Source organism: Neobacillus citreus (assembly GCF_018343545.2).
Taxonomy (GTDB): Bacteria; Bacillota; Bacilli; order Bacillales; family Cytobacillaceae; genus Neobacillus; species Neobacillus citreus.
In genome coordinates this window covers 36079-59916 of the sequence record NZ_JAGYPE020000023.1, presented here as the reverse complement: position 1 = coordinate 59916, position 23838 = coordinate 36079, and the positions used below count along the sequence as shown (strand labels likewise).

The window sequence follows — 23838 nt, the reverse complement described above, 5'->3', positions numbered from 1 at the left end:
ATATTATTTAAGAAACTGCTTTCTCACTACCTCTAAGTCAACAGCCGTTACATCATCAACAGCTTCAATAATCCCTAGTAATTCCTCCTCATTAAGATAAATTCCATAAGTTCCAGTGCGGTCCAGTGTGAAATCAACTTCGGCAATCGCCTCCTTACCGGTAAATTCAGCCGCAATTTGCTTTGTTTTCGTATTCAGGATTAAAAAGCTCCCGGCAGCTTGATCAAATTGCGATAAATCGATTGTCAGCTTCGTCTTAATTCCTCTATTAACCACCATAACTAAAGGTTCAAACTCGTAGCCAATTCCTTTGACAGCTAAGGATTGTTGATTATTAGTAACCTCAGCCTTTCTTACCAGACGCTCAGTTGGGACCTTGCTAATATCATTTCCATATATGCTTGCCTTTGTCTCGGAAGAGCTTTCGGCTGTTGCCTTAGTCGAGGCATCGATTCCGTCCGCATTGCTGCTTGAAGCAGAAATTTCCCCAAGATTATCAACCACCTTGATCATGCCCCGCTTCATTCCCATCCAGCAGCTAAATGGGATATCTTCAGTTCCCGGTGTAAATTCAATAACGTTTTTACCGTTTTGCAGCTTTTGCTGCACATTCATATCAGGAACCACGATCGTATTATTGCATCCGGTCAGCTGTTTGACATCAACGACCCACTTGACGGGCATCCCTTTTTTTACATATAAAACTCTTGGGGTGTAGCCGTATACGTCCGCTGTCATATTTAGAACCTGCACGCCATCCTTGATGGTTGCTTTAATCGCATCAGTGTAATCCGCCGACGAATTTGAGCTGGTTCCGCCAACGCTTGCCATGATGTCCAGCGGACCAGTTTGCACACCGGCAAGTGCCAGCCCCCTGTTGCTCATAATCAGCCCGAGCACAATAATGAGAATTCCACTGAATTTAAGGATTTTCTTTGTATACCCGTTGCTTAACAGTCCCGAAAGAGCTCCAAAGCTTAGCATTAGCGGGACCGTACCAATGGAAAACATAAACATGGACAATGCCCCAGTTAAAGCACTACCCGTACCAAGCGCATAGATTTGCATCGTCTGCAATGGTCCGCAGGGCATTAAGCCATTAAGAAATCCAACCAGAAAGGGCGTTCTTGGCATTTTCACCTTCTTACAAGTGATAGCAGGCAATTTAAAATGCAGCTTTCTAAAGACGCGGAATCCGGCCATATTAAAGCCCATAATCATCATAAATGCCCCTGCAAATATCTGAAGTCCGGCTTTGGCTGCCAACGAAAGGGCAAACACCGACCCGATTGCTCCAATAACTCCGCCAATGATGGTGTAAGCAGTCACCCTCCCTAGGTTATAAAGAAGCGATGGCTTTACGGCATCCCATCTATTATTTTTTTCTTTACCAATTGTCTGGGACAGCATGATGCCACCGCACATCCCTACACAGTGGAGCGAGGTGATTAACCCAACGACAAACAAAACGGCATACGAGGCTGAGTTAAGTTTTTCCTCCATATTAAAACTGCCGGTATTGATGCCAAGGAGGACAATAGCAGCAACAATGATAAATATGCCGATAAATTTATAACCCTTTGAACCCTCTGTACTGTATCCGGCCTGTCGGATTGCGTCTTTCAGCAAGCTTAAAGTACATTGGTCTTCGTCAAATTCAATATCAGCAAATTGACCACTGAAACTTGCTTGAACATTTTTTACCCCCTCTAGCTTTTTCACGGTTCTTTCTACCCGTTTTTCGCAGGACGAACAAGTCATATCGTAAACTTTTAATCTGATCCGTTTGACACTCATAGCGGCCACCAGCCTTTAAACGAATTCCTTTACCTTCTTGATAGCTAAAGTATAAAAAACTGATATGTTGGTGGTATGAAGAAAAATAAGGGCTTGGTGACCAATTTGTGGACATAATTTTTCTAATTCTTGAACAACCTTCAAGCTGCCCATAGGGGGTTATCCACTAAAATATTTATCTTGTCTCCCGTACTATTTTGTAAAACAGCCGCTTAAAGATGTAACAATGAGTACATCATTGGGAGTGGCTGCCATGAATATTGATGGAGTTTTTTCCGGAGGAGGAATAAAGGGATTTGCGCTTATCGGGGCGTGTGAAGAAATTGAAGAACGAGGTTTTAAATTTGTCAGGGTCGCTGGAACCAGTGCTGGCTCCATAATAGCCGCTTTAATTGCCGCTGGTTATACAAGCAAAGAAATCTATCAGCTCATTGACGAAGTGAATCTAACTAAACTGCTTGATACCCGCAAAACCATCATACCTTTTAAACTCGCCAAATGGCTGTTACTTTATTGGAGATTAGGGCTCTACAAAGGGAACGAATTGGAAAAGTGGCTTAGGATAAAATTAGAGGCCAAAGGACTGAGAACATTTTCCGATTTACCGCCTCAAACGTTAAGGATTATCGCTTCAGACCTTTCTACCGGACAAATGGTTGTTATTCCTGATGATTTACCGAAATACGGAATTTCACCGGGCTCTTTTCCAATTGCCAAGGCCATCCGCATGAGCTGCAGCATCCCATATTTCTTTGAACCTGTAAGATTACGGACAAAGGACGGGACTAATGTTTTAGTGGACGGAGGGGTATTAAGCAATTTTCCAATGTGGCTTTTTGACCAGGAGAATATAAAAAAAACAAGACCTGTCCTCGGCATCAAATTAAGTCCAAGTGAATACGAACATGAAAAGCATAAAATAAACAACGCGATTGAGCTTTTCGGGGCATTGTTTGAAACCATGAAGGATGCTCACGATTCCAGATATATTTCCAAAAAACATGCCGAAAATATTATATTTATCCCTACAGAAGGGATAATGACCATTGAATTTCATTTAACCGAGGAAAAGAAACAGGAGCTTGTAAACTTAGGCAGGGAACGGGCGAAGAGATTTTTGAATAAATGGAGTTTTTAATAAAGCAGTTAGAAAAAAGAAAAATCGAGCGTTTAAAAAGACGCCCGATTTTTCTTTTTTCCTTTTTTTCCATCAATGACGGTAAGATGGGCAGGAGATTTCTTTTTGGCCTTGCCTTTCTTTAATGTCGTCAATGTACCTAAAGTGGAACCTTTTACATTTGTCTCTCCACTTCGATGCTGCAAGCGTTTTTTAGACCTTCTTGCTGCTTTAAGAAATGCCCGCTGCTCTTTTTTCTGAGGGCTCGAATTTGAAAACTTGCGAACAACAAAATATATGACCAAACCAATTAAAACGAAGACAGCTATTTTTTGCAAAAATGCAGCCGGGTCAGCCGTAAAAGAACCATAAAGCCCAAGTAAAGCAAGGATAATTAGTACCCCCACAATATATGCGGATGTCCGATTTTTCAAGAAAGCCACCTCCCTAAGAGCATCATAAGCATTTTTTTATCCTTTTAAACACTTCCTAACAACGATTTAGACAATTTCTTCTTGTTTGACGAATCTGTCTGTTTCCTCTTCCCTTCTTAACAATTCCTTAAAGGAGAGTATGGCTACTTCCACCTGTTCATCATTTGGCTCCTTGGTTGTAAGAAGCTGAAGCCAAAGACCTGGCAGACCTAGATATTTTAAGACAGGAACGTCTCTTAGTTTATTTGTAAATTGGAGAATTTCGAAGGAAATCCCCAACACTACCGGTATTAATAAAAGGCGGTCAACAATCCTCAACCACAACGGCGAGGTCGGTACCATCAAATATACAAAAACACCGACAAAGACAGTAAATAGGATAAAACTACTTCCACAGCGGTAATGAAGCCTTGAATGGGCCTGAACGTTAGCTACTGTCAGCTCAGCTCCGGACTCGTAGGTATTTATTACTTTATGCTCAGCACCATGATATTGAAACACCCTTTTAATCAACGGAGTTAAGGAAACAAAATAAATATAGGAAAGGAGAAGGATAAGCTTGAAGAAACCTTCAATCATGACCTGGGAAAAATCCGATGAAAAAATGGGCTTTGTCAATTCCGCTAAGAAAACAGGAATAAGCGTGAAGGCAAATTTACCAAATAAAAATGAAATAACCCCGATTACCGCCACACCCAGGTACATCGTCATTTTAGAAACTTCTTTTTCCTTTAAGGTGTCATCCTCCTTTGGGTCTAAATCAAATCTTTCAGTTGAAAAATTTAAATGTTTAGAACCATTGGCACTTGCTTCTATTATAGCAACGATTCCACGAATAAACGGAATTTTTTTAATTTTCGTTAAATAAGGATTCGTTTTACGTGGCAGATGGAAATATTCGACCGAATGGTCCTTTCTCCTTATTGCGGTAACATAATGATGTTTACCGCCGAACATAACTCCTTCAACCACGGCTTGACCGCCATAAACATTCTTTTGTGTATCAGACATTAGCTAGAACACCAACCTATGCAAAAGTAGCACGATAGCAGAAATGATAAATCTGTATGTACTTAAATGTATTCTACTAGAAAAACGAAAAAACCTCTAGGAAATGACATACATTTTCCATTTAAATTAGAAAAAAATTTTTTTATGCAAGGATTGTTGTTACAGGGGCATAATAAAATTGGTATTTATTAAGGTACGAATCAATAATTTGTATCAAAAAGTTATGGAGGTTGTTGTAATGGCTTCTGAAAAAAAAGCGGGAAAATATCCTAAGCCGATGTCCTTGCCGGTAATGGTCTTTTGGACTGGTTTATTTGGAGGTGTTTTTTGGGGAACGATTGGTTTTTTTGCAAGCTACTTTAGTTTAACGGAAATTCGTCCAAATATAATCCTTGAACCATGGATGCTGGGGAACTGGAAATATGGCTGGAAAGGAACGATTTTGTCCATTCTCATCATGGGCGTGCTATCAGTTGGTGCAGCCTACCTATATTATGCGTTATTAAAAAAGCTGAAAGGTATGTGGATTGGCTTAGGATATGGAATCATTTTATTTTTAATTGTTTTTGTTGTTCTGAATCCTCTTTTTCCTGGGATGAAACCAATATTCGATTTAAGCAGAGATACCATCCTGTCTTCCCTTTGTCTCTATATTCTGTATGGGATTTTCGTTGGTTACTCGATCAGCTATGAATATCAAAATCAAGAAGTACAAAAAAACGAACCAGCCACTTAAACTGTTATTAGTCGTATTTGTGTGGTTATGATAAAATAATTGTGTCCGTTAACGGATTGGAAAAGGAGAGTGGACACGATGGAGAAATTAGAAAAATTAAGGTCAAGTTTTTCAGCAGAGGGAATCGATGGCATACTTATTACAAGCCCCTATAACCGCCGTTACATATCAAATTTCACAGGTACAGCAGGCATTGTTTTAATCAGTGCTGATAAAGCTCTATTTATTACAGATTTTCGTTATGTTGAACAAGCCCAAAAGCAATGTGAAGGGTTTGAAATCATTAAATTTTCAGATACGCTTCCTAAAGAAGTCGCTGAACAGGCGAAAAAAATAGGGATCCAAAAATTAGGTTTTGAAGAGGACTATTTAACATACTCTTCCTTTAAAGTATATGAAAAAGAGGTAGAAGCTGAACTTGTCCCTGTTTCGGGATTAATCGAAAAGTTACGCTTGATAAAGACCGATTCAGAGATTAAGATATTAAAGGAAGCAGCGGATATAGCTGATGCCGCATTTAAACATATTTTAGACTTCCTTCGGCCGGGAAAAACGGAGCTGGAAGTATCGAATGAGCTGGAATTCTTTATGAGAAAAGCCGGAGCAGTATCTTCTTCCTTTGATACCATCGTCGCTTCAGGGTATCGCTCGGCCCTTCCGCATGGTGTTGCCTCTGATAAGGTCATTGAAAAAGGGGATATGGTCACCCTTGATTTTGGTGCCTATTATAAAGGATATGTTTCCGACATTACAAGGACTGTTGCTGTCGGCGAGCCTGACGCCAAGCTGAAGGAAATTTATCAGATTGTCCTCGACGCTCAATTACGCGGCATCGATGGTTTTAGACCTGGAATGACAGGAAAAGAAGCGGATGCTTTAACTCGGGACTACATAACAGAGCAAGGGTACGGAGAGTACTTTGGACATTCCACCGGACATGGGATTGGGCTTGAGGTTCACGAGGGACCGGCTCTTTCATTAAAATCTGACATTATCTTAGAACCAGGTATGGTTGTAACTTGTGAACCGGGCATTTATATTCCTGGACTTGGCGGCGTTAGAATTGAAGACGATACGCTTATTACGAAGGATCATAACGAAAGGCTCACACATTCTACAAAAGACTTAATTATTTTGTAACTATTTTAGGAGGATTTGCCAATGATTTCTGTTAACGACTTCCGTACTGGATTAACCATTGAAGTGGATGGCGGCTTATGGCGCGTCATGGACTTCCAGCACGTAAAACCTGGTAAAGGAGCAGCGTTTGTCCGCTCTAAATTGCGTAACCTGCGTACCGGAGCCATGCAGGAAAAAACATTCCGTGCTGGCGAAAAAGTAGAAAAAGCACAAATTGATAACCGTAAAATGCAGTATCTGTATGCAAGCGGCGACCAACACGTGTTTATGGACATGGATTCCTACGAGCAGGTTGAACTGCCTGCTGCAAGCATTGAATATGAATTAAAGTTTTTAAAGGAAAACATGGAAGTTCATATCATGATGTTCCAAACCGAAACACTTGGAGTTGAACTGCCAAACACGGTTGAACTTGAAGTAACTGAAACTGAGCCTGGCATTAAAGGTGACACTGCATCAGGCGGCTCCAAGCCGGCTACGATGGAAACCGGTCTTGTTGTTCAGGTTCCTTTCTTCATTAACCAAGGTGACCGCTTGATCATCAACACAGCTGAAGGTACTTACGTATCCAGAGCTTAATTGTTAAATGAAAACTCGCCGATTGGTGAGTCCGTAAGGACGATGACAGAGGCGTAGTTGAATTTATGCGTTAAGAAAGTATAAAATTTGGGAAAATTTTATACTTTCTTATTAGCTAAAAGAGCCTTAAGACCCTATTTGGGCGCTTAAGGCTTTTTTATTTTCGGAAAACAGATGGTAAATTTACTACCTATTCCTTCTTCACTCTCTGCTTCAATGGAGGCATCGTGCAGTTGTAAGATGTTTTTAACAATGGTCAGGCCAATTCCATTTCCCTCAATTTCCTGCCTGCTTTTATCTCCCCTGTACAATCTTTCGAAAATAAAAGGGAGGTCCTCTTTGTTAATACCAATGCCAGTATCAACTACTTCCACAATAATATCATCATTCTTTTCATATAATTGGACAAGAATCCTGCCGCCTGCAGTAGTGAATTTAATGGCATTTGCCAGCAGGTTAACAAATACCTGCTTGATTTTATCTTTGTCTCCGGTAATTGAAAACTTTTTATCCGGTTGAATGGCGAGATCGATTTTAAGTTTTTTCTTTTCAGAAGGTGCATGAAAATCACGACAAAGCTCCAGAAGCAATTGATCAAGTTCGATGATTTCATAACTAAGCTTGGTGCTTTCAGACTCAAATTCCTTTAAGACATTTAAGTTGTTAATCAGTCTGCCAAACCTGATTACCTCCTCATTTAGATAATGAAGCTTTTCTTGCGTAACTGGATATACCCCGTCAATCATGGCTTCTAGATTGTTTTGCAGGACATTTAACGGTGTCCTTATTTCATGTGAAATATCTGAGATTAATCTCTGTCTGAGCATATCCTGAAACTGTAATTTACCAGCCAATATGTTTACACTTTTTCGCAAGTCCTCTAGCTCGTGAATGTTGCTTTTCACAACGGATTTACTGTTAAAATTTCCCTTGGACAAGTCAACAGAAAGCTTGGCTACTTCCTTAATAGGACTCGAAAATTGCTTCGAAAAATAGAGACCTAAACCAGTTATGATGAGGAGGGTCAACAGTCCGCTGGCAATTATGCTTTTATTTATGGACGATTTAAAGTTTTGATCTTCCTCCGTTAAGAGGACAGAAGAATACTGGCCGATATCCACATAGCCAACTACTTTATCTTCCTCATTAAGCTTAAATGTCTTTGTGGTATAAACTCCTTTTTGCTGGACTGGCATTGTCCCCATGTTTAATTGGTTTTTGATTTCCTTCGGGTCCATTCCCCAAATCGTTTGCTCATGCTGGTCCCTTAACGTAATGCAATAATTGCCCATATAGGCCTCATGCATGAGTTCAATTCCGGTATTTTCTGTTAATCTGCCATCTTTTTTATAGGCATCTTCAAAATAGGCAATAATTCTTTCGTACCTCTTGTTTTGAATGTCCATCATGTATTGATTAAATTTATTGGTAACTGTAAGATTTACAGTCAATGTCACAAGCAGGATAGAGGCAATGGTGCAAGCAATAAAAAATAAACTTAATCTGCGGCTAATGGAATGCATTTTAGCTCACCGCCAAATTTATAGCCTGCTTTCAGGACCGTGATAATATATTTTGGGTTTCTCGTATCCATTTCAATTTTCTTGCGGATATTTTTGATATGGACATCAATAGTCCGATCAAAGCCATCAAAATTTTCACCATATACCTTCCCAATTAGCTGCTCTCTTGATAATACCTTGCCCTTACTAGCCGCTAATGCCCAGAGAATATCAAATTCATTCGGTGTGAACGGGATTTCTTCTCCCCTCACGGTAACCAGCCTTTTTTCAAAATGAATGGATAAGTTCCCATCATCAAAAATCATCCAGACTGATGAGTTTGTGCCGTTTAATCTGCGGAAAAGAGCATTGACCCTTGCTGTCAATTCCCTTGGACTGAAGGGTTTAACTAGATATTCATCGGCGCCAATATTCAATCCTTCAACACGGTCATTTAGAGAACCTTTTGCTGTCAGCATAAAAATATGGACATCTGATGTTTCCCGCATAATTTTGCAAACATCCTCTCCAGCCATATCGGGGAGCATCAGGTCGAGAATAACAAGGGCTATATTCGTTGATTTAAAGATTTCCAATCCTTTTGATCCATTGCCAGCCCAGTAGACTTTGTAGCCGTTCTTCTCTAAATAAGCTTTGATTACATCTGATACGCTTCGTTCATCCTCAATCAATAAAATTTGGTTCATTTGAAATCACCTGATTGCTTTTTTTGATAAGTAAAGTATACTTGCTGGCAATGGTGAAAACGCAGGAAAAGGCTGACAATTGTGTGTCAGCCTTTTAAAAATTTATAGTTTAACTTTTTGTAATCTAAGTGCGTTCAGAACAACAGACACCGAACTGAACGCCATTGCTGCCCCAGCTAGCCAAGGAGCTAGGAACCCAAGGGCTGCAATCGGAATGCCCAGGGAATTGTAGGCCATCGCCCAGAATAAGTTCTGCTTTATGTTTGTGATTGTTTTTTTGCTCATGAAGATAGCATCTGCAATGCTGTTTAAGTCACCGCGAATGAGCGTGATATCAGCCGCTTCCATGGCGACATCGGTGCCTGTCCCAATGGCCATTCCAATATCTGCCACGGCAAGAGCAGGTGCATCATTAATGCCGTCCCCGACCATTGCCACTTTCTTGCCTTCCGCTTGCAGCTTTTTAATTTCTGCTGCTTTTCCTTCAGGCAAAACCTCCGCGATGACGGTGTCAATTCCTGCTTGGCCTGCTATGGCCTTTGCTGTCTGCTGATTATCACCAGTAATCATGATAACCTCAAGACCCATCTTTTTGAGGCGGCTGATGGCTGTTTTGGAGGTTGCTTTAATTGTATCAGCGACCGCCACAATCCCTGCATATTGCCCGTCGATAGCCGCTAACATTGCAGTTTTCCCGGCTCTTTCGAGTTCTTCCATTTGAGGAAGTACAGCTTCAATTTCCACATTAAATTTCGTCATAAGCTTTCTTGTACCAATTATTAATTGCTTTCCTTCCAGTGACGCTTTTATTCCAAAACCGGGGATGGCTTCAAAATCGGTTGGCTCCTTTAATAATACACCCTTGTCTTTAATTCCCTGCACAATGGCCTGGGCAAGCGGATGTTCTGATTGCTTTTCAGCCGAACCAACCAAGCTTAAAAATTCTTCCTCAGTAATTGAATTGGTGTGGCGGACATCAGTTAACACCGGTGTCCCATTTGTTACTGTACCCGTTTTATCCAAAACCACCGTTGTGATGCGGTGGGTCATTTCCAAATGTTCGCCGCCTTTAAAAAGAATTCCATATTCAGCGGAACGACCGGAACCGGCCATGATTGAGGTAGGTGTCGCCAATCCTAAAGCACACGGACAGGCGATCACTAATACAGCAATCATTTTTTCTAAGCCTTCAGCGAAATTACCGGGTTCTACCCACAAATACCAGATCATAAAGGTTATTACAGCAATGGTCACGACAACTGGAACAAAAACTCCGGATATTTTGTCGGCAAGCCGTTGGATAGGGGCTTTGGAGCCCTGCGCCTCTTCAACCACTTTAATAATTTGTGCTAAAGCGGTATCCCGGCCAACCTTTGTTGCTTCAACTTTTAGAAAACCATTTTTGTTCAGCGTGGCTCCGATGACTTCATCGCCAATTTTTTTATCAACCGGAACACTTTCACCGGTCAGCATTGTCTCATCGATAGCAGATTGGCCCTCTACAATTCTGCCGTCAACAGGAATTTTTTCGCCTGGCTTGATGTAAAGGATATCGCCGACAATGACTTCTTCAATCGGGATTTCCATTTCGCGGCCATCGCGGTTTACATTAGCCGTTTTGGCTTGGAGCCCCATCAATTTTTTGATTGCCTCTGAGGATCGTCCCTTTGCTCTTGCTTCAAAAAGCTTGCCTAATATGATTAAGGTGATTAAAACAGCACTGGTTTCATAATAGAGTTCCACCATATGAACACCTTTGCCAATCGTGGTGATCGACAAATATAAACTGTAAAAATAAGCGGCCGATGTTCCCAATGCAACAAGTACATCCATGTTGGCACTTTTATTTTTTAAGGCTTTATAGGCACCGATGTAAAACTGGCCGCCAATTAAGAATTGAACCGGTGTAGCGAGGAGCAGTTGAAACCATGGATTCATGAACATATCCGGTACCCAAATAAAAGATGTAAACGAAAAATGCCCTGCCATTGCCCATAAAAGCGGAAAAGACAAAATTGCCGAGAAGATAAATTTTTTTGATTGCTTTTGGATTTCCTTTTGGCGATGGTCTACTTGATCTTTTGTTTCCTCTTTGAGTCTTGCCCAGTAGCCAAGATTTTCAACCTTTTTTATGATGTCTGCAGTTGTCAGGGCGGAACCGTTGTATTCTACAGTTGCTTTTTCAAGTGCCAGGTTAACGTTTGCCTTTGTGATGCCATCTAGCTTATTTAAGCCCTTTTCAATCCGTGCCGAGCAGGCTGCGCAAGTCATTCCTGTAATATCAAATTCCACTTTTTCGGTTACGACATCATAGCCTAAATCTTTAATCTTCTGTTCGATTTCTTCCAGTTTTATCTGGGAAGGATCGTACTTAATTGCCGATTTTTCTAATGCAAGATTGACAGTTGCTGTTTCTACTCCGGTTAGTTTTTTCAGACCCTTTTCAATTCTGGCCGCACAGGCTGCACAGGTCATACCGGAAATTTGCAGGCTTGTTTCTTTTATAGTTTGACTCATAGTAAGTCAACTCCTCATATAGTGAGTTGAAATTGTCTTTTTAAACTACATCATAGCCTTGATCATCAATTGTTTCTTTGATTTGATCGAGGCTGACGGTTTGCGGGTTGAACTCGACATCAACCGTTGCTGCGTCTAAATTCACCTTAACGGCAGTGACACCATCCAGGGTCCCAACGCTTCCTTCAACCGCCTTTACACAATGTCCACAAGACATTCCTTTTACGTTTAATGTTACTTTTTCCATGTTAATCATCCTTTCAAAAATGTATTTGTTATTTTTGATTTCTAATTTTATGTTACTATACCCCCCTACCCTATGTAAAGTGTTTTGTCTGGGTTTCACAAAATGTCCACATATGCTGCTGTAGCTTTGTTTATGTTTTTAATCTAGCAAAACAATATAAAGACCGTATGTAGTTTTTTATGTGTCATGAAACGGTCAAATTTAATATGCCCCCTATTGTTTTGAAGGGCACCGGTTTGGGCAAAATAAATATAAAAAATAAGAGAATGGAGTAAATCTCCATCCTCTCTCAAAAGCATTTTATAGACCACACTTTAATTGTGCGCCACAGTTTGTGCATGTATTACAGCCGCCAATTTCTTTAACTTTTCCTTTGCGGCATACCGGGCATGTGTTGCCGACTTCAGAACCAATCGTTACGTCTGTTGAACGAAGGTCAGTGATGGTTTCGACTAAGACTACATGCTGCTTTTCTTCTTTTTCAAAGATAGATAATTGTTCATTTGTGTTTTCTTCAGCTTTCAATGTTAAAACCTGAGAATCACGTGAACCGTCCACATAGACAGTACCACCTTTTGCACCGCCGCGATATAAACGCTCGTATACCTTTTCAACCTGCTCAACGCTGTATCCTTTTGGTGCATTAACTGTTTTACTGATGGAACTGTCAATCCAGCGCTGGATGACACATTGGACATCTGCGTGTGCCTCAGGAGCAAGATTCATCGCAGTCACAAACCAGTTTGGCAGGTTATTTGAATCTGCTTCTGGGTTACGGTCTAAATACTCTTGAACGATGTCTGCTTTTACTTCGATAAATTTACCAAGGCGTCCGCTGCGGAAATATGAGAATGAGAAATAAGGCTCTAATCCAGTTGAAACGCCAACCATGGTACCAGTGGAACCCGTTGGAGCAACAGTTAGCAAATGGGAATTCCTTATTCCGTTTTCCACAATAGATTCACGGATTTCTTCAGGCATTTTCTTCATAAATCCGGTATTAATGAATGCTTGGCGCAAGCGGTTTGTTTCCTCAAGTGTTTCACCAGTTAAGAATGGGAAGCTTCCCTTTTCTTTCGCCAATTCAACAGATTCTTTGTAAGCTGTAGTTGCAATTGTTTCGAAAACTTGATCGACCAGGTTATTTCCTTCAGGTGAACCGTACTCAGTTTCGCAGTAGATAAGCAGGTCGTGCAGACCCATTACCCCAAGACCGACGCGGCGTTCACCAAGTGCTTGCTTTTTGTTTTCGTCTAGGAAGTATGGAGTAGCATTGATGACGTTGTCCTGCATACGGACACCGACTGCTACTGTATTTTTTAACTTTTCAAAGTCAACTGTCTTAGTTTCCTTATCCGCCATTTCTGCAAGGTTTACTGCAGCAAGGTTACAGACGGAAAATGGTGCAAGAGGCTGCTCACCACATGGATTCGTTGCTACTACCTGCTGACCATATGCTTTAGCATTTGTCATGTCATTTGCATTATCAATGAAGAAGATACCAGGTTCTGCAGAGTAAGTCGCACAAATATTAACTAAGTTCCAAAGTTCTTTTGCCTTAATTTTTTTGTACACACGAACTTTATGGCCCAGTCTTTCCCACTCACGAACATCTCCAACTTCATGCCATTTTTCATTATAGATTTTCATTTCCTCTTGGCCGTAGTTTTCTACGTAAGGGAAACGAAGTTCATATTCACCATCATTTTCAACAGCTTCCATAAATTCCTTCGTCAAGCAAACAGAGATGTTTGCTCCAGTGAGGAACTCTGGATTATGAACTGAATAAGTACCGCCAGTTGCGAGTTTTTCCTCAGCATCTGCAATAATTGATTCGCTGAAACCACCATAACCAGGAATGTTTTTATAATTTACAATTCCTTGGTACATCGCTTCTTCTTGAAGGGTGAATGGTTTAAATTTCAGCTTTTCTTTAGCAAGCTTTTTGATTGTTTCATCAGATGTATTTTCAATTAAGAATCTAAGGATTCTAGGATTTTGCATCTTAGAAATAATGAATTCAATGATGTCAGGATGCCAGTCCGCCAGCATGATCATCTGGGCGCCCCTGCGCGAGCCACCCTGCTCAACAAGGTGAGTCAACTTCGCAATATCATCTAACCAAGAAACCGAACCAGACGATTTGCCGTTTACGCCTCTTGCCAAGGTATTCCTTGGCCGTAATGTCGAACCATTGGTTCCAACACCGCCGCCGCGGCTCATGATTTCCATTACCTGCTTGCGGTGGTCAGAGATTCCTTCACGGGAATCCGCTACGAACGGCATTACATAGCAGTTGAAATAAGTTACCTCAGTGCCAGATCCCGCGCCATAAAGAACACGGCCGGCCGGAATGAAGTTCAAGCTCACTAGCTCTTGATAGAACTTTTCTGTCCATTCGATGCGCTTCTCTTCCGTCTCTTCTACAGCAGCAATGCCAGTCGCAACACGTTTAGCAATCTGCTCATAGAAAAGCTCTAACGGCTTCTCAATGACATCGAGCGAACTAAAAATAACTCCAGTTTCTGCTGCTTCACCATCGAGGACACCTCTAAATTCCTCTTCTACTAAAACCTTAGCTTTCTTCTTCTCCCAATCGATTTCCTGAATGTATCCTAAGCCGCGTGCCGGGAATTTTGGATCTTCTTTAATCGTAAGAACAACAAAGTCGCCATTTGTGAGGGTGATTTTTTCAGTATCTTTGAAGGTGTAGCGGTCTAACATGACTAAACGCGAAACACCCTTGTGAGTTATTTTCATATCAGGGGTGACCGGGTGCACCTGTGGAAATAGGCGGATATCCTCATTCAACCTCCCAAAATCAATATTCAATTCTTGTCTAAAAACTACAGACATGAATACAACTCCTTTATCTATATATTCTCTATCTTGTGTAAGAATCTAGTAAGCTTTTGCTTATCTAGTTGATTTAATAAATTTAAGTTACCATATATGAACATAGCATGGCAACAAAAAATCAATATATAGTACCGAAAATATTTTCGACACCCCTATATATTGTATGTCATGCAAAAAACAATTATTTTGTCAAACTTTAAAATAAATAGATTCACGAGAAAATAAAAGATATAGTGCAATTTTCGCTATAAAACGAGAAATTTTAACAATTTTCGCCGGTTGCCTCCAATGAAATAGGAAAAAAGCGGCAAAGCCGCTTTAGCAAGTCATCTCTTAAAATTCCACTCATCATTTTCATACCGTTCTTTTGCGAGCTTATTAACATAGGCAAGCTCTTCATCTGTCAACTGATAGGATTCAAGCTCAATATTTAAACCTTCTGCGAATCCTTTATAAAAAGCTTCCTTGGCCTCATCGAGAGTAATCCTTCGCGGACTAATCGCATTAATGGCAACAGCCTTATCCTTGAATGCTTTTTTCATCCGCTCCTTCACCCGGTCATTCGGGTATTTGAATAAGCTAAAAAGCTTTTCTTCATCCAGATCCAAAAGAATCGAGCCATGCTGGAGAATGACACCCTTCTGCCGTGTTTGAGCACTTCCTGCGACCTTGCGCCCTTCCACCACCAACTCATACCAGCTGGGGGCATCAAAGCAAACCGCGGACCTAGGATTTTTTAAGGCATCCCGTTCCTCTGCTGTTTTCGGAACAGCAAAATATGCTTCTAGTCCCAGTTGATGAAATCCTTTTAAAATCCCTTCAGAAATAACACGATAAGCTTCAGTAACTGTTTTGGGCATTGCTGGATGCTCCTCTGAAACAATGACGCTGTATGTCAGTTCATGCTCATGGAGAACGCCTCTGCCTCCAGTTGGTCTTCTGACAAAGCCAAGCCCGTGTGTTTTTACCGCTTCCATATCAATTTCTTTTTCAACCTTTTGAAAGTAACCAACGGACAGCGTCGGCGGGTTCCAGCCGTAAAATCGGATCACCGGTGGAATCTTTCCTTCGCTGTGCCAATCTAACAAGGCTTCATCCAATGCCATGTTAAAAGCAGGAGTACTATTACCAGAATCGATAAACCGCCATATTTCCTTTTCCATAGAAAAACCTCTTTTATTTATAATTTCCTTTTACTAGTCTATCAAAATGAGGGGGAATTTCAAAATGAGATGTTTTTGGTATAATTTTTTAAGAAGATTTTTGTCCATTCTTCTTTATCTTTAAGAAAATGACTAATATAATATATACTAGTGCAACAAGCTAGAAGGGGGCAAATAGAAGTTGAATTCACTTTATGTTTTATTAATCATTGTCGTAGCGGTTATCATCTACTCTGTTTTTACTTTTTTTTATCAAAAAAGGATTGTAAAAACAGTAACAGAAGAGGAATTCCGTGCAGGATACAGAAAGGCACAGCTGATTGATGTTCGTGAACCAAATGAATTTGAAGGCGGACATATTTTAGGAGCACGTAATATTCCAATGTCACAAATTAGAATGCGCATGAAAGAAATCAGACCGGACATGCCTGTTTATTTATATTGCCAAAGCGGCATGCGCAGTGCTCGTGCAGCTCAATTTTTACACAAAAAAGGCTACAAGGATCTAACCCAGCTTCAAGGCGGGTTCAAAAAGTGGTCAGGTAAAGTGAAAGCCAAGAAATAATCGTAATTAATGGGCTCCAGAACCTTTCTGGGGCCTTTTATATTGATTTTTATGAAAAATCACAACGTCTATTGGCGAATTGATATAAAAGCTAAAAAAGCAGGCTCCGGAGCAATCCAGAGCCTGTTAATCTTTTTATGCATTCTGATATCGTAAAACCGGCTTACGCGCAGCTGTCGTTTCATCTAAGCGGCCTACCACGGTTGTGTGCGGAGCCTCCTGGACGATTTCCGGATTTTCCTCGGCTTCCTTGGCGATTTGGATCATGATGTCGATAAAGGAATCTAACGTTTCCTTAGATTCTGTTTCTGTCGGCTCAATCATGATACATTCTTCCACATTTAATGGGAAGTAAATGGTTGGTGGATGGAAGCCGAAATCAAGCAGTCGCTTCGCAATATCCAATGTGCGGACGCCTAATTTCTTCTGGCGTCTTCCGCTTAATACAAACTCATGCTTACAATGTCTGTCAAACGGCAGATCATAATACTCCGCCAATCTTCTCATCATATAGTTAGCATTTAAAACAGCATATTCAGTCACTGCTTTTAAGCCGTCTGGCCCCATAGACCGAATATAGGTATAAGCGCGGACGTTAATGCCAAAGTTTCCGTAGTATGGCTTAACGCGGCCAATTGATTGCGGACGATCATAATCTAAGACATATTCGTCGCCTCGTTTGGCAATAACCGGTCTTGGCAGGAACGGAATTAAATCTGACTTCACACCGACAGGACCGGAACCAGGACCGCCGCCTCCGTGCGGGCCAGTAAACGTTTTGTGAAGATTCAAGTGAACTACGTCAAAGCCCATATCACCCGGGCGGGCTTTTGATAGAACTGCGTTTAGGTTCGCCCCGTCGTAATAAACCTTACCGCCAGCTTCGTGGACGATGTCAGCAATTTCGACAATATGTTCTTCAAAAAGGCCAAGTGTATTCGGGTTCGTCAACATTAACGCAGCTGTATCTTCACCCACCACTCTTCTTAAGTCTTCTAAGTCTACAAGACCATTTTCATTCGACTTTACTGTAACCGTCTCAAGTCCTGCAACTGTTGCAGAAGCTGGGTTGGTACCGTGAGCGGAGTCAGGTACGATAACCTTGGTCCGTTTTAGGTTGCCATTTGCCTCATGGTATGCACGAATCATCATCAATCCGGTCCATTCCCCGTGGGCACCTGCTGCCGGCTGTAAGGTCACTTCATCCATACCGGTAATTTCTTTTAAATGCTGCTGAAGGTCATATAAAAGCTCAAGCGCACCTTGAACGGAACTTTCATCCTGGAGCGGGTGAATATGTGCAAACCCATTGTAGCGGGCTACATTCTCATTAATCTTAGGATTGTATTTCATCGTACAAGACCCTAATGGATAAAAACCGGAGTCTACACCGTGATTCCGTCTGGAGAGGGACGTATAATGGCGCATGATATCCAGTTCTGAAACTTCAGGGAGCAGAGGTTCTTCTTCCCTTAAATATCCTTCTGGAAGGAGCGCAGCAACATCTGCTTCAGGAACATCCATTTCCGGAAGGCTGTATCCGACCCGGCCTGGTGTACTCACTTCAAAAATCAGCTTCTGGTCTTGATTATGCATGCAAATCCCCCAATTCTTTCACTAATGTATCAATCTCTTCCTTCGTTCTTTGCTCTGTCACGCAGACCAGCATATGACCTGCAAGCTCAGGATAGTCACGGCCCAAATCATAACCGCCAATGATTCCTTTTTGGAGCAGCTGCTGATTAACCTCTTTTACCGGTTTATTTAAATTGACAACAAACTCGTTAAAGGAGTGACCATCATTAACTACTTCAAATCCTGCTTGTTTAAAAGCGATTTTCGCATAATGAGCCTTTTGTAAATTGGCTGTTGCGATTTCGCGGACACCTTTTTTTCCAAGGGCAGTCATCGCAACAGATGCAGCAAGGGCATTTAAGGCTTGGTTGGAGCAAATATTAGAAGTCGCCTTATCGCGGCGGATATGCTGCTCACGTGCCTGCAGTGTTAAAACAAATCCGCGGCGGCCTTGGTCATCTGTTGTCTGGCCGACAAGACGTCCGGGAACTTTACGCATTAGCTTGGTCGTAACCGCAAAATAGCCACAGTGCGGACCTCCAAAGGCAGTCGGGATTCCGAACGGCTGGGCATCGCCGATAACAATATCTGCACCAAATTTTCCTGGAGGTGTCAAAATTCCAAGTGATAATGGATTGCTGGAAACAACAAACATTGCTTTATTTTCGTGAATAATCTCTTCAAGCTCTTTTAAAGGTTCAATTCGACCTAAAAAGTTTGGATATTGAACGACAACCGCGGCTACGTCAGCATTTAGCAATCCTTTTAGGGCTTCAACATCAGTAATGCCATCCTTCACAGGAACCTCAATCACATCAAGGTATTGACCCTTTGCGTAAGTTTCCAGAACCTCACGGGATTCAGGGTGGACAGCACCGGAAACCAGGATGGTTTTCCGTTTAGTGTGACCAGCACTTAGCATTGCTGCTTCAGCAAGTGCGGTACCGCCGTCATACATCGAGGAGTTAGCCACATCCATTCCTGTTAATTCACAAATCATTGTTTGGAATTCAAAAATCGCCTGCAGTTCCCCTTGGGAGATCTCCGGTTGGTAAGGTGTATAGGCTGTGTAGAACTCTGATCTTGAAATGACATGGTCAACGATAACTGGCATATAGTGGTCATAAACTCCGGCACCTAAGAAAGACACATTCGATTTTAAATCAGCATTTCGGCTTGCTAACTGAAAAAGTTCTTTCATCAAAGCTGTTTCTGATTTTGCCGGTTTAATATTGTATTCACCTTTAAATCGTACTTTTTCAGGAATATCACTGAATAGTTCATCGACAGTGGAAACGCCAATTGTCTCCAGCATTGCCTGCTTATCTTGTTCAGTCATGGGTAAATAGCGATGTTTCATAAACCTTGCTCCCTTCTGCTATTTCTTTTCTCTTTTATAAAAAGGTGTAGGAACCACTTTCGCTTTTAAACGTTTGCCGCGAATTTCAACTTCCACTTCGGTATCGAGTCCTGCATGTTCGGAAGAAATGAGGGCAAGACCGATGTTTTTCTTTAAGGTTGGGGACTGTGTACCGGTGGTAACTTCACCAATTAGCGCTTCCCCTTTGTAAACTGGATAGCCGTGTCGCGGAATTCCCCGGTCAACCATCTCAACCCCAACAAGCTTCCGGGACAAACTTGCTTCCTTTTGTTTCACGAGAGCTTCTTTTCCAATAAAATCAGCCTCTTTATTCAATTTCACTGCAAAGCCAATTCCTGCCTCAAGCGGGGAAATTTCCGGTGATAATTCCTGGCCGTAAAGCGCTAAGTTTGCTTCAAAACGAAGTGTGTCGCGTGCACCGAGGCCGCAAGGAATAACTCCCTCGTCTTTTCCGGCTTCAAGAATGGCTGTCCAGAGTTCGACGACATCACCGGCATCACAATATACTTCAAAGCCGTCTTCCCCTGTATAACCAGTTCTAGATACAAGTGCTTTTTTCCCATTTAAAACAACTTCCTGCTGGAATTTGAAAAAGCCGATTTGACTTAAATCCGTCTCTGAAGCAAGCTTCTGTAATACCTTTTCAGCAAGAGGGCCTTGAAGCGCAAGCTGCGCCATTGTTTCAGACAAGTTTTCGATTGTTACATCGCCTTCAAGATGCTTCTCCAGCCAGTTGTAGTCCTTTTCAATATTCGATGCGTTGACAACAAGCAAATAATGATTGTCTTCAACCTTGTAAACAAGCAGGTCGTCAATAGTTCCACCGTTTTCATAGCACATCGCAGTATATTGTGCCCCGCCGTCTTTCACTTTTGAAATGTCATTTGTCATCAATTTTTGTAAATAGTTGAGGCTGTCTGGGCCCTTTACTTCAACTTCGCCCATATGGGATACATCGAATAAACCGGCTTTCGTGCGGACAGCTTCATGCTCATCCTTGATGCTTGAAAACTGGACAGGCAACTCCCAGCCGCCAAAATCGATGGTTTTTCCGCCGTATTCCTTGTAAACTTCAAACAGCGGAGTGCGTTTTAATTCCGTCATCATAAATCCCCCTTCATTTACTACATGTTCATTATTTGTAAAAATGAATTATTGCCAATTAACAAAAATAGGAAAACTCCTTGCCGTTTTCCTAAAAACAACAAAAAGGTGCAAAAAAGGACAGAAACCTCCCTTTACCAATAAAGAAGGTCTCTGTCCTTGCACCTGAAAGTTTACCTAAATCGGCTGTCCCCTTTGGTGGCTGTTATCATCCAGCACTCTCCAGAGCTGCGTCCAACAAGAGTTCTTTTGCCTGAGAGATTCACATAAGCTGCTTGCTCCTTCGGCGCTACAAAAAGTAGTCTCTCCCCTTGTTTTCATTCGCACTTATAATATTTTTTTCCAATTTGGTCATACTAATTATACTTAAAAAATAGATTACCTTATTTAAATATTTGAAACTTTCAAAGCTATTATCATCCTACCATTAAAACAACATATCGGGCAATAACAATTTATCGAAAAAAGGAGCTGAAACGGATGAATGTCGAAATGGAATTTGATTCCTCCTGGCAGGATGATTTTTTACATAAAATTGATCATGATGGACCTTGGGGGAATTGGGAGCTTTTTAAATTGGCCATCGATATTGAAAAACACTTGGTGGTCCCGGAATTCGAAGGCCTGCAGGCCCCAAAGCATCTGCCAAATTTGACGCCTCTCCCTCATCAGCTTGAAACAGCCAAGCAGGTGGTTGAAAACATGAACGGAAAGGCCATCCTTGCGGATGAAGTGGGTCTCGGAAAGACTATTGAGGCAGGGTTAATTTTAAAAGAATACATGATTCGCGGATTAGTGAAAAAAGTGTTAATTCTTGTTCCCGCCTCCTTAGTCACCCAGTGGGCACAGGAATTAAATAGCAAATTTTATATACCAGCTGTCACTCAAAGAAAAAGCTATGTTTGGGAACAATGTGATGTCGTTGTTTCCTCCATCGATACGGCGAAACGAAATCCGCATCGGGAGATCATTTACAAGCAAGACTATGACCTCATCATTATCGATGAAGCCCATAAATTAAAAAATAATAAAACCAAAAACTACGAATTTGTTCAAAACTTAAAAAAGAAGTTTTGTTTATTGCTGACGGCAACACCGATTCAAAACAGGATTGAGGAGATTTTTAACCTCGTATCCCTATTAAAGCCTGGTCACTTAGGGAATGAAACTGTCTTTTACGAAAAATATAAACGTGATTCCCGTTCCTTAAATGATGACCAGCATCTAAAAGAGCTAGTCAATAAAGTCATGATCCGTAACCGCCGTGCCGATACAGGAATCGAATGGACGAAACGGCATGTGGAGACAATTCCGATTGAATTTACAAAATCGGAACGCGACCTGTATGACTCCATCTTAGAGCTTAAAAATGAGGGAGACTGGGTTCAAACGAGCAGTTTTTCTGTGATGACTTTGCAGCGTGAAGCATGCTCAAGCCGCGAGGCCGTTTTCTATACCTTAAAAAACATGCTTCTTAAAAAGGAAAACCCAACGCAGGCCTATCAAGAACAAATCAACTTTTTAATTAAAAAGGTAGAGACCGTCGAGCAAAATTCCAAGGCAGTAAAAGCCCTTGAATTAATTCAGAAAATAAATGATAAAGTGATTATTTTTACGGAATACCGGGCTACCCAATTATATTTACAGTGGTATTTAAAGCAGCACGGAATTTCCTCCGTTCCTTTCCGCGGCGGTTTCAAGCGCGGGAAAAAGGACTGGATGCGCGAGTTGTTCCAAAAGCATGCCCAGGTGCTGATTGCCACTGAAGCGGGCGGGGAAGGGATTAACCTGCAATTTTGCAACCACATTATCAATTTTGATCTGCCTTGGAACCCGATGAGACTAGAGCAGCGCATCGGAAGGATTCACCGCCTCGGTCAGGAAAAAGATGTCATGATTTATAATTTTGCCATCAAAGATACGGTGGAAGAGCATATTTTAAAGCTTTTATACGAAAAGATTGATTTATTTGAAAGAGTCATCGGAGAACTTGATGATATTTTAACAAAACTAGAATTCGGAAATATTGAAGATCATATAATGGATATCTTTGGCGACTCCTGCTCAGAAGGGGAAATGCGGATTAAAATGGAGAATTTATCCTCAATGATTGAATTTGCACAAAATATGAAAAAAGGAGAATCACATGCAGCAGCAGGAAATTCATAAGTTTCTTTTAAATTATTTTATGGCAAATGAATGTCCCATTGTCACTAATCACCCTGGATACTTAGATGTCCAACTAACAATTGAAATGGATAAGGAACTAATGAATCGGCCCTTTTACTGGCATTATTTAGAGAAAACTGGCGGAATACCAAATCCAATGAGATTGACCCTTATCACCAACAAAAAAGCAGCACCTGAAAATCTCAAAGGGGAAACCATCCATTTTGGTTCGCCCCGCCTGCATCAAATTTTTGAGTCTACAAAAAATTTAGCCAGATATATAAGGCTTTATGAAAATCACGGCAACTCCGCCGTCCAGACTCCCTTGCTGCCATGGCTATGCATGAATGTAAAAATCTCCTATCAATGTGACCGTAAACGCGATATTTTTAAATCAATCGGCCTTCAGCTTATTAACGGGAAAATGGTGGAGGATTTTCATAATTACCTGCTTAAAATTTCGTTAACGCCGAAAATTCCTGATTACTCGTTTACATTATCACCACTGGTTAAACCAAAAAGCGGAATGGTTCGAATTGAAAATTATTTAAAATCAGTAATTGAAAATGATGACCATACCTGGGCCGATGAAGCAAAGATACGCTGGGAGAAGGATTTAGAACTGTTGAATCATTTTTACGAGGACATCGAAGATGAAAACGAAAGCTATGAGACAGAAAAACAGGCTCTCAAGGATCAATATGAGCCGCGAATTCACATTTCCTTTATCAATGGCGGGCTGTTTTACTTAACAGAAAAAGCAATTTAAGAACAAAAGCGCAAGCGCCCTGTTCAGCGGCGTATGGCCTGGAGCTCTCCAACTGAGATAAAGGAAACACGAAGAGCGTAAGCGATTCGATGTTGACTTATCGTAGGGCGGAGAGCGAAGGACACTAGCCGCTAGGGCGCTGGAGCTGGACGTGTCTATACTAGTAACAAGTTATCAACTATGAGTTAATCTATAATTTCCTAGACCATAAGAAAACCCCCAAGTCGTAAAATTATGCTTGGGGGTTACTTTTTAAAGTCCACTGTCTTTCATTTTCCGTCTCTTATTTTCCGTCTCTTAACCTCTGAATACACAATATAGGGAAGGATGCCAAACCAGCGATACCAGAAGGATGCTTTGGTCTGTTTTCGCTCGAGGCGCTGACGTTTTCGTTCGTCTTTCGGCTGGTCCGCATATTTGACAATTGTTTGCGTCATATATTTTACATAATCATTCGTTTTCATGT

At 41.3% G+C, this 23838-nt stretch carries 20 protein-coding genes and 2 riboswitches; of the genes, 7 read left to right on the top strand and 13 right to left on the bottom strand.

Annotated features, from left to right (window positions below; all coding sequences use genetic code 11):
- Positions 1-3 precede the first annotated feature (3 nt).
- Entirely contained in the window at positions 4-1797 is a 1794-nt protein-coding gene (locus tag KHB02_RS14115) for an urease accessory protein UreH domain-containing protein (protein WP_213144881.1), read from the bottom strand.
- Positions 1798-2050: 253 nt separating this feature from the next.
- On the opposite strand from KHB02_RS14115, the gene KHB02_RS14110 reads away from it, so the two are divergent.
- Entirely contained in the window at positions 2051-2935 is an 885-nt protein-coding gene (locus tag KHB02_RS14110) for a patatin-like phospholipase family protein (RefSeq protein WP_213144880.1), read from the top strand.
- Positions 2936-2967: 32 nt separating this feature from the next.
- Here KHB02_RS14110 and KHB02_RS14105 read toward each other — a convergent pair whose 3' ends face one another.
- Complete coding sequence (locus KHB02_RS14105) at positions 2968-3357, bottom strand: SA1362 family protein (RefSeq protein WP_338088288.1); 390 nt, start codon at positions 3355-3357, stop codon at positions 2968-2970.
- Positions 3358-3414: 57 nt separating this feature from the next.
- Complete coding sequence (locus KHB02_RS14100; RefSeq protein WP_213144878.1) at positions 3415-4359, bottom strand: DUF1385 domain-containing protein; 945 nt, start codon at positions 4357-4359, stop codon at positions 3415-3417.
- 238 nt (positions 4360-4597) lie between these two features.
- Here KHB02_RS14100 and KHB02_RS14095 point away from each other — a divergent pair, with 238 nt between their 5' ends.
- The 3 genes from KHB02_RS14095 (at position 4598) to efp (ending at position 6814) form a co-directional block, all read left to right on the top strand.
- Positions 4598-5095 carry a YqhR family membrane protein gene (locus KHB02_RS14095; RefSeq protein ID WP_213144877.1) on the top strand — a complete coding sequence of 166 codons (498 nt, stop codon included), beginning with the start codon at positions 4598-4600 and terminating at the stop codon, positions 5093-5095.
- Between the two features lie 78 nt (positions 5096-5173).
- A complete protein-coding gene (locus tag KHB02_RS14090; protein WP_213144876.1) occupies positions 5174-6235 on the top strand; it encodes a M24 family metallopeptidase in 1062 nt (353 codons plus the stop codon).
- Between the two features lie 21 nt (positions 6236-6256).
- Entirely contained in the window at positions 6257-6814 is a 558-nt protein-coding gene (gene efp / locus KHB02_RS14085; RefSeq protein WP_213144875.1) for an elongation factor P, read from the top strand.
- A gap of 146 nt (positions 6815-6960) precedes the next feature.
- Here efp and KHB02_RS14080 read toward each other — a convergent pair whose 3' ends face one another.
- The 6 genes from KHB02_RS14080 to KHB02_RS14055 all read right to left on the bottom strand — a co-directional run bounded on the left by KHB02_RS14080 (position 6961) and on the right by KHB02_RS14055 (position 15809).
- Positions 6961-8337 carry a sensor histidine kinase gene (locus KHB02_RS14080; protein ID WP_213144874.1) on the bottom strand — a complete coding sequence of 459 codons (1377 nt, stop codon included), beginning with the start codon at positions 8335-8337 and terminating at the stop codon, positions 6961-6963.
- The gene (locus KHB02_RS14075; RefSeq protein ID WP_213144873.1) at positions 8313-9023 is read right to left on the bottom strand and encodes a response regulator transcription factor; all 711 of its coding nucleotides are present in this window, start codon (positions 9021-9023) and stop codon (positions 8313-8315) included. Before KHB02_RS14075 ends, KHB02_RS14080 begins: the two co-directional genes overlap by 25 nt.
- A 102-nt stretch (positions 9024-9125) precedes the next feature.
- Positions 9126-11540, bottom strand: a complete 2415-nt coding sequence (locus KHB02_RS14070) for a heavy metal translocating P-type ATPase (RefSeq protein WP_213144872.1) — start codon at positions 11538-11540, stop codon at positions 9126-9128.
- A 40-nt stretch (positions 11541-11580) separates the two neighbouring features.
- A complete protein-coding gene (copZ, locus tag KHB02_RS14065) occupies positions 11581-11787 on the bottom strand; it encodes a copper chaperone CopZ (protein WP_213144871.1) in 207 nt (68 codons plus the stop codon).
- A 300-nt stretch (positions 11788-12087) separates the two neighbouring features.
- Positions 12088-14643 (bottom strand): vitamin B12-dependent ribonucleotide reductase, encoded by a 2556-nt coding sequence (locus tag KHB02_RS14060; RefSeq protein ID WP_213144870.1) that lies wholly within the window; start codon positions 14641-14643, stop codon positions 12088-12090.
- Positions 14644-14972: 329 nt separating this feature from the next.
- On the bottom strand, positions 14973-15809 hold the full coding sequence (locus KHB02_RS14055; protein WP_213144869.1) for a lipoate--protein ligase family protein: 837 nt from the start codon (positions 15807-15809) through the stop codon (positions 14973-14975).
- Positions 15810-15990: 181 nt separating this feature from the next.
- Between KHB02_RS14055 and KHB02_RS14050 the strand changes: the two genes are divergently transcribed.
- Positions 15991-16374 (top strand): rhodanese-like domain-containing protein, encoded by a 384-nt coding sequence (locus tag KHB02_RS14050; protein WP_213144868.1) that lies wholly within the window; start codon positions 15991-15993, stop codon positions 16372-16374.
- 135 nt (positions 16375-16509) lie between these two features.
- Here the strand turns inward: KHB02_RS14050 and gcvPB are convergent, their stop codons facing one another.
- Genes gcvPB through gcvT form a run of 3 tightly spaced genes read right to left on the bottom strand, consistent with a single transcriptional unit; the run spans position 16510 to position 20434 of the window.
- Complete coding sequence (gcvPB, locus tag KHB02_RS14045) at positions 16510-17970, bottom strand: aminomethyl-transferring glycine dehydrogenase subunit GcvPB (protein ID WP_213144867.1); 1461 nt, start codon at positions 17968-17970, stop codon at positions 16510-16512.
- On the bottom strand, positions 17963-19309 hold the full coding sequence (gene gcvPA, locus KHB02_RS14040) for an aminomethyl-transferring glycine dehydrogenase subunit GcvPA (RefSeq protein ID WP_213144866.1): 1347 nt from the start codon (positions 19307-19309) through the stop codon (positions 17963-17965). Before gcvPA ends, gcvPB begins: the two co-directional genes overlap by 8 nt.
- Before the next feature lie 18 nt (positions 19310-19327).
- Positions 19328-20434 carry a glycine cleavage system aminomethyltransferase GcvT gene (gene gcvT / locus KHB02_RS14035; RefSeq protein WP_213145301.1) on the bottom strand — a complete coding sequence of 369 codons (1107 nt, stop codon included), beginning with the start codon at positions 20432-20434 and terminating at the stop codon, positions 19328-19330.
- A gap of 151 nt (positions 20435-20585) precedes the next feature.
- A riboswitch (glycine riboswitch) is annotated at positions 20586-20662 on the bottom strand.
- 3 nt (positions 20663-20665) lie between these two features.
- Positions 20666-20755, bottom strand: a riboswitch (glycine riboswitch).
- A 159-nt stretch (positions 20756-20914) separates the two neighbouring features.
- Between gcvT and KHB02_RS14030 the strand changes: the two genes are divergently transcribed.
- Both KHB02_RS14030 and KHB02_RS14025 read left to right on the top strand, forming a co-directional pair.
- A complete protein-coding gene (locus KHB02_RS14030; protein ID WP_213144865.1) occupies positions 20915-22603 on the top strand; it encodes a DEAD/DEAH box helicase in 1689 nt (562 codons plus the stop codon).
- Positions 22581-23372: a YqhG family protein gene (locus KHB02_RS14025; RefSeq protein ID WP_213144864.1), complete on the top strand. Its 792-nt coding sequence runs from the start codon at positions 22581-22583 to the stop codon at positions 23370-23372. Before KHB02_RS14030 ends, KHB02_RS14025 begins: the two co-directional genes overlap by 23 nt.
- 269 nt (positions 23373-23641) lie before the next feature.
- Here KHB02_RS14025 and KHB02_RS14020 read toward each other — a convergent pair whose 3' ends face one another.
- Entirely contained in the window at positions 23642-23836 is a 195-nt protein-coding gene (locus tag KHB02_RS14020; RefSeq protein ID WP_213144863.1) for a YqzE family protein, read from the bottom strand.
- Between the last annotated feature and the right edge of the window lie 2 nt (positions 23837-23838).

Coding starts and splice junctions, on each gene's coding strand:
- KHB02_RS14115 (WP_213144881.1), bottom strand. CDS start 1,797: ATGAGTGTCAAACGGATCAGATTAAAAGTTTACGATATGACTTGTTCG.
- KHB02_RS14110 (WP_213144880.1), top strand. CDS start 2,051: ATGAATATTGATGGAGTTTTTTCCGGAGGAGGAATAAAGGGATTTGCG.
- KHB02_RS14100 (WP_213144878.1), bottom strand. CDS start 4,359: ATGTCTGATACACAAAAGAATGTTTATGGCGGTCAAGCCGTGGTTGAA.
- KHB02_RS14095 (WP_213144877.1), top strand. CDS start 4,598: ATGGCTTCTGAAAAAAAAGCGGGAAAATATCCTAAGCCGATGTCCTTG.
- KHB02_RS14090 (WP_213144876.1), top strand. CDS start 5,174: ATGGAGAAATTAGAAAAATTAAGGTCAAGTTTTTCAGCAGAGGGAATC.
- efp (WP_213144875.1), top strand. CDS start 6,257: ATGATTTCTGTTAACGACTTCCGTACTGGATTAACCATTGAAGTGGAT.
- KHB02_RS14080 (WP_213144874.1), bottom strand. CDS start 8,337: ATGCATTCCATTAGCCGCAGATTAAGTTTATTTTTTATTGCTTGCACC.
- KHB02_RS14075 (WP_213144873.1), bottom strand. CDS start 9,023: ATGAACCAAATTTTATTGATTGAGGATGAACGAAGCGTATCAGATGTA.
- KHB02_RS14070 (WP_213144872.1), bottom strand. CDS start 11,540: ATGAGTCAAACTATAAAAGAAACAAGCCTGCAAATTTCCGGTATGACC.
- copZ (WP_213144871.1), bottom strand. CDS start 11,787: ATGGAAAAAGTAACATTAAACGTAAAAGGAATGTCTTGTGGACATTGT.
- KHB02_RS14060 (WP_213144870.1), bottom strand. CDS start 14,643: ATGTCTGTAGTTTTTAGACAAGAATTGAATATTGATTTTGGGAGGTTG.
- KHB02_RS14055 (WP_213144869.1), bottom strand. CDS start 15,809: ATGGAAAAGGAAATATGGCGGTTTATCGATTCTGGTAATAGTACTCCT.
- gcvPB (WP_213144867.1), bottom strand. CDS start 17,970: ATGCATAATCAAGACCAGAAGCTGATTTTTGAAGTGAGTACACCAGGC.
- gcvPA (WP_213144866.1), bottom strand. CDS start 19,309: ATGAAACATCGCTATTTACCCATGACTGAACAAGATAAGCAGGCAATG.
- gcvT (WP_213145301.1), bottom strand. CDS start 20,434: ATGACGGAATTAAAACGCACTCCGCTGTTTGAAGTTTACAAGGAATAC.
- KHB02_RS14030 (WP_213144865.1), top strand. CDS start 20,915: ATGAATGTCGAAATGGAATTTGATTCCTCCTGGCAGGATGATTTTTTA.
- KHB02_RS14025 (WP_213144864.1), top strand. CDS start 22,581: ATGCAGCAGCAGGAAATTCATAAGTTTCTTTTAAATTATTTTATGGCA.
- KHB02_RS14020 (WP_213144863.1), bottom strand. CDS start 23,836: ATGAAAACGAATGATTATGTAAAATATATGACGCAAACAATTGTCAAA.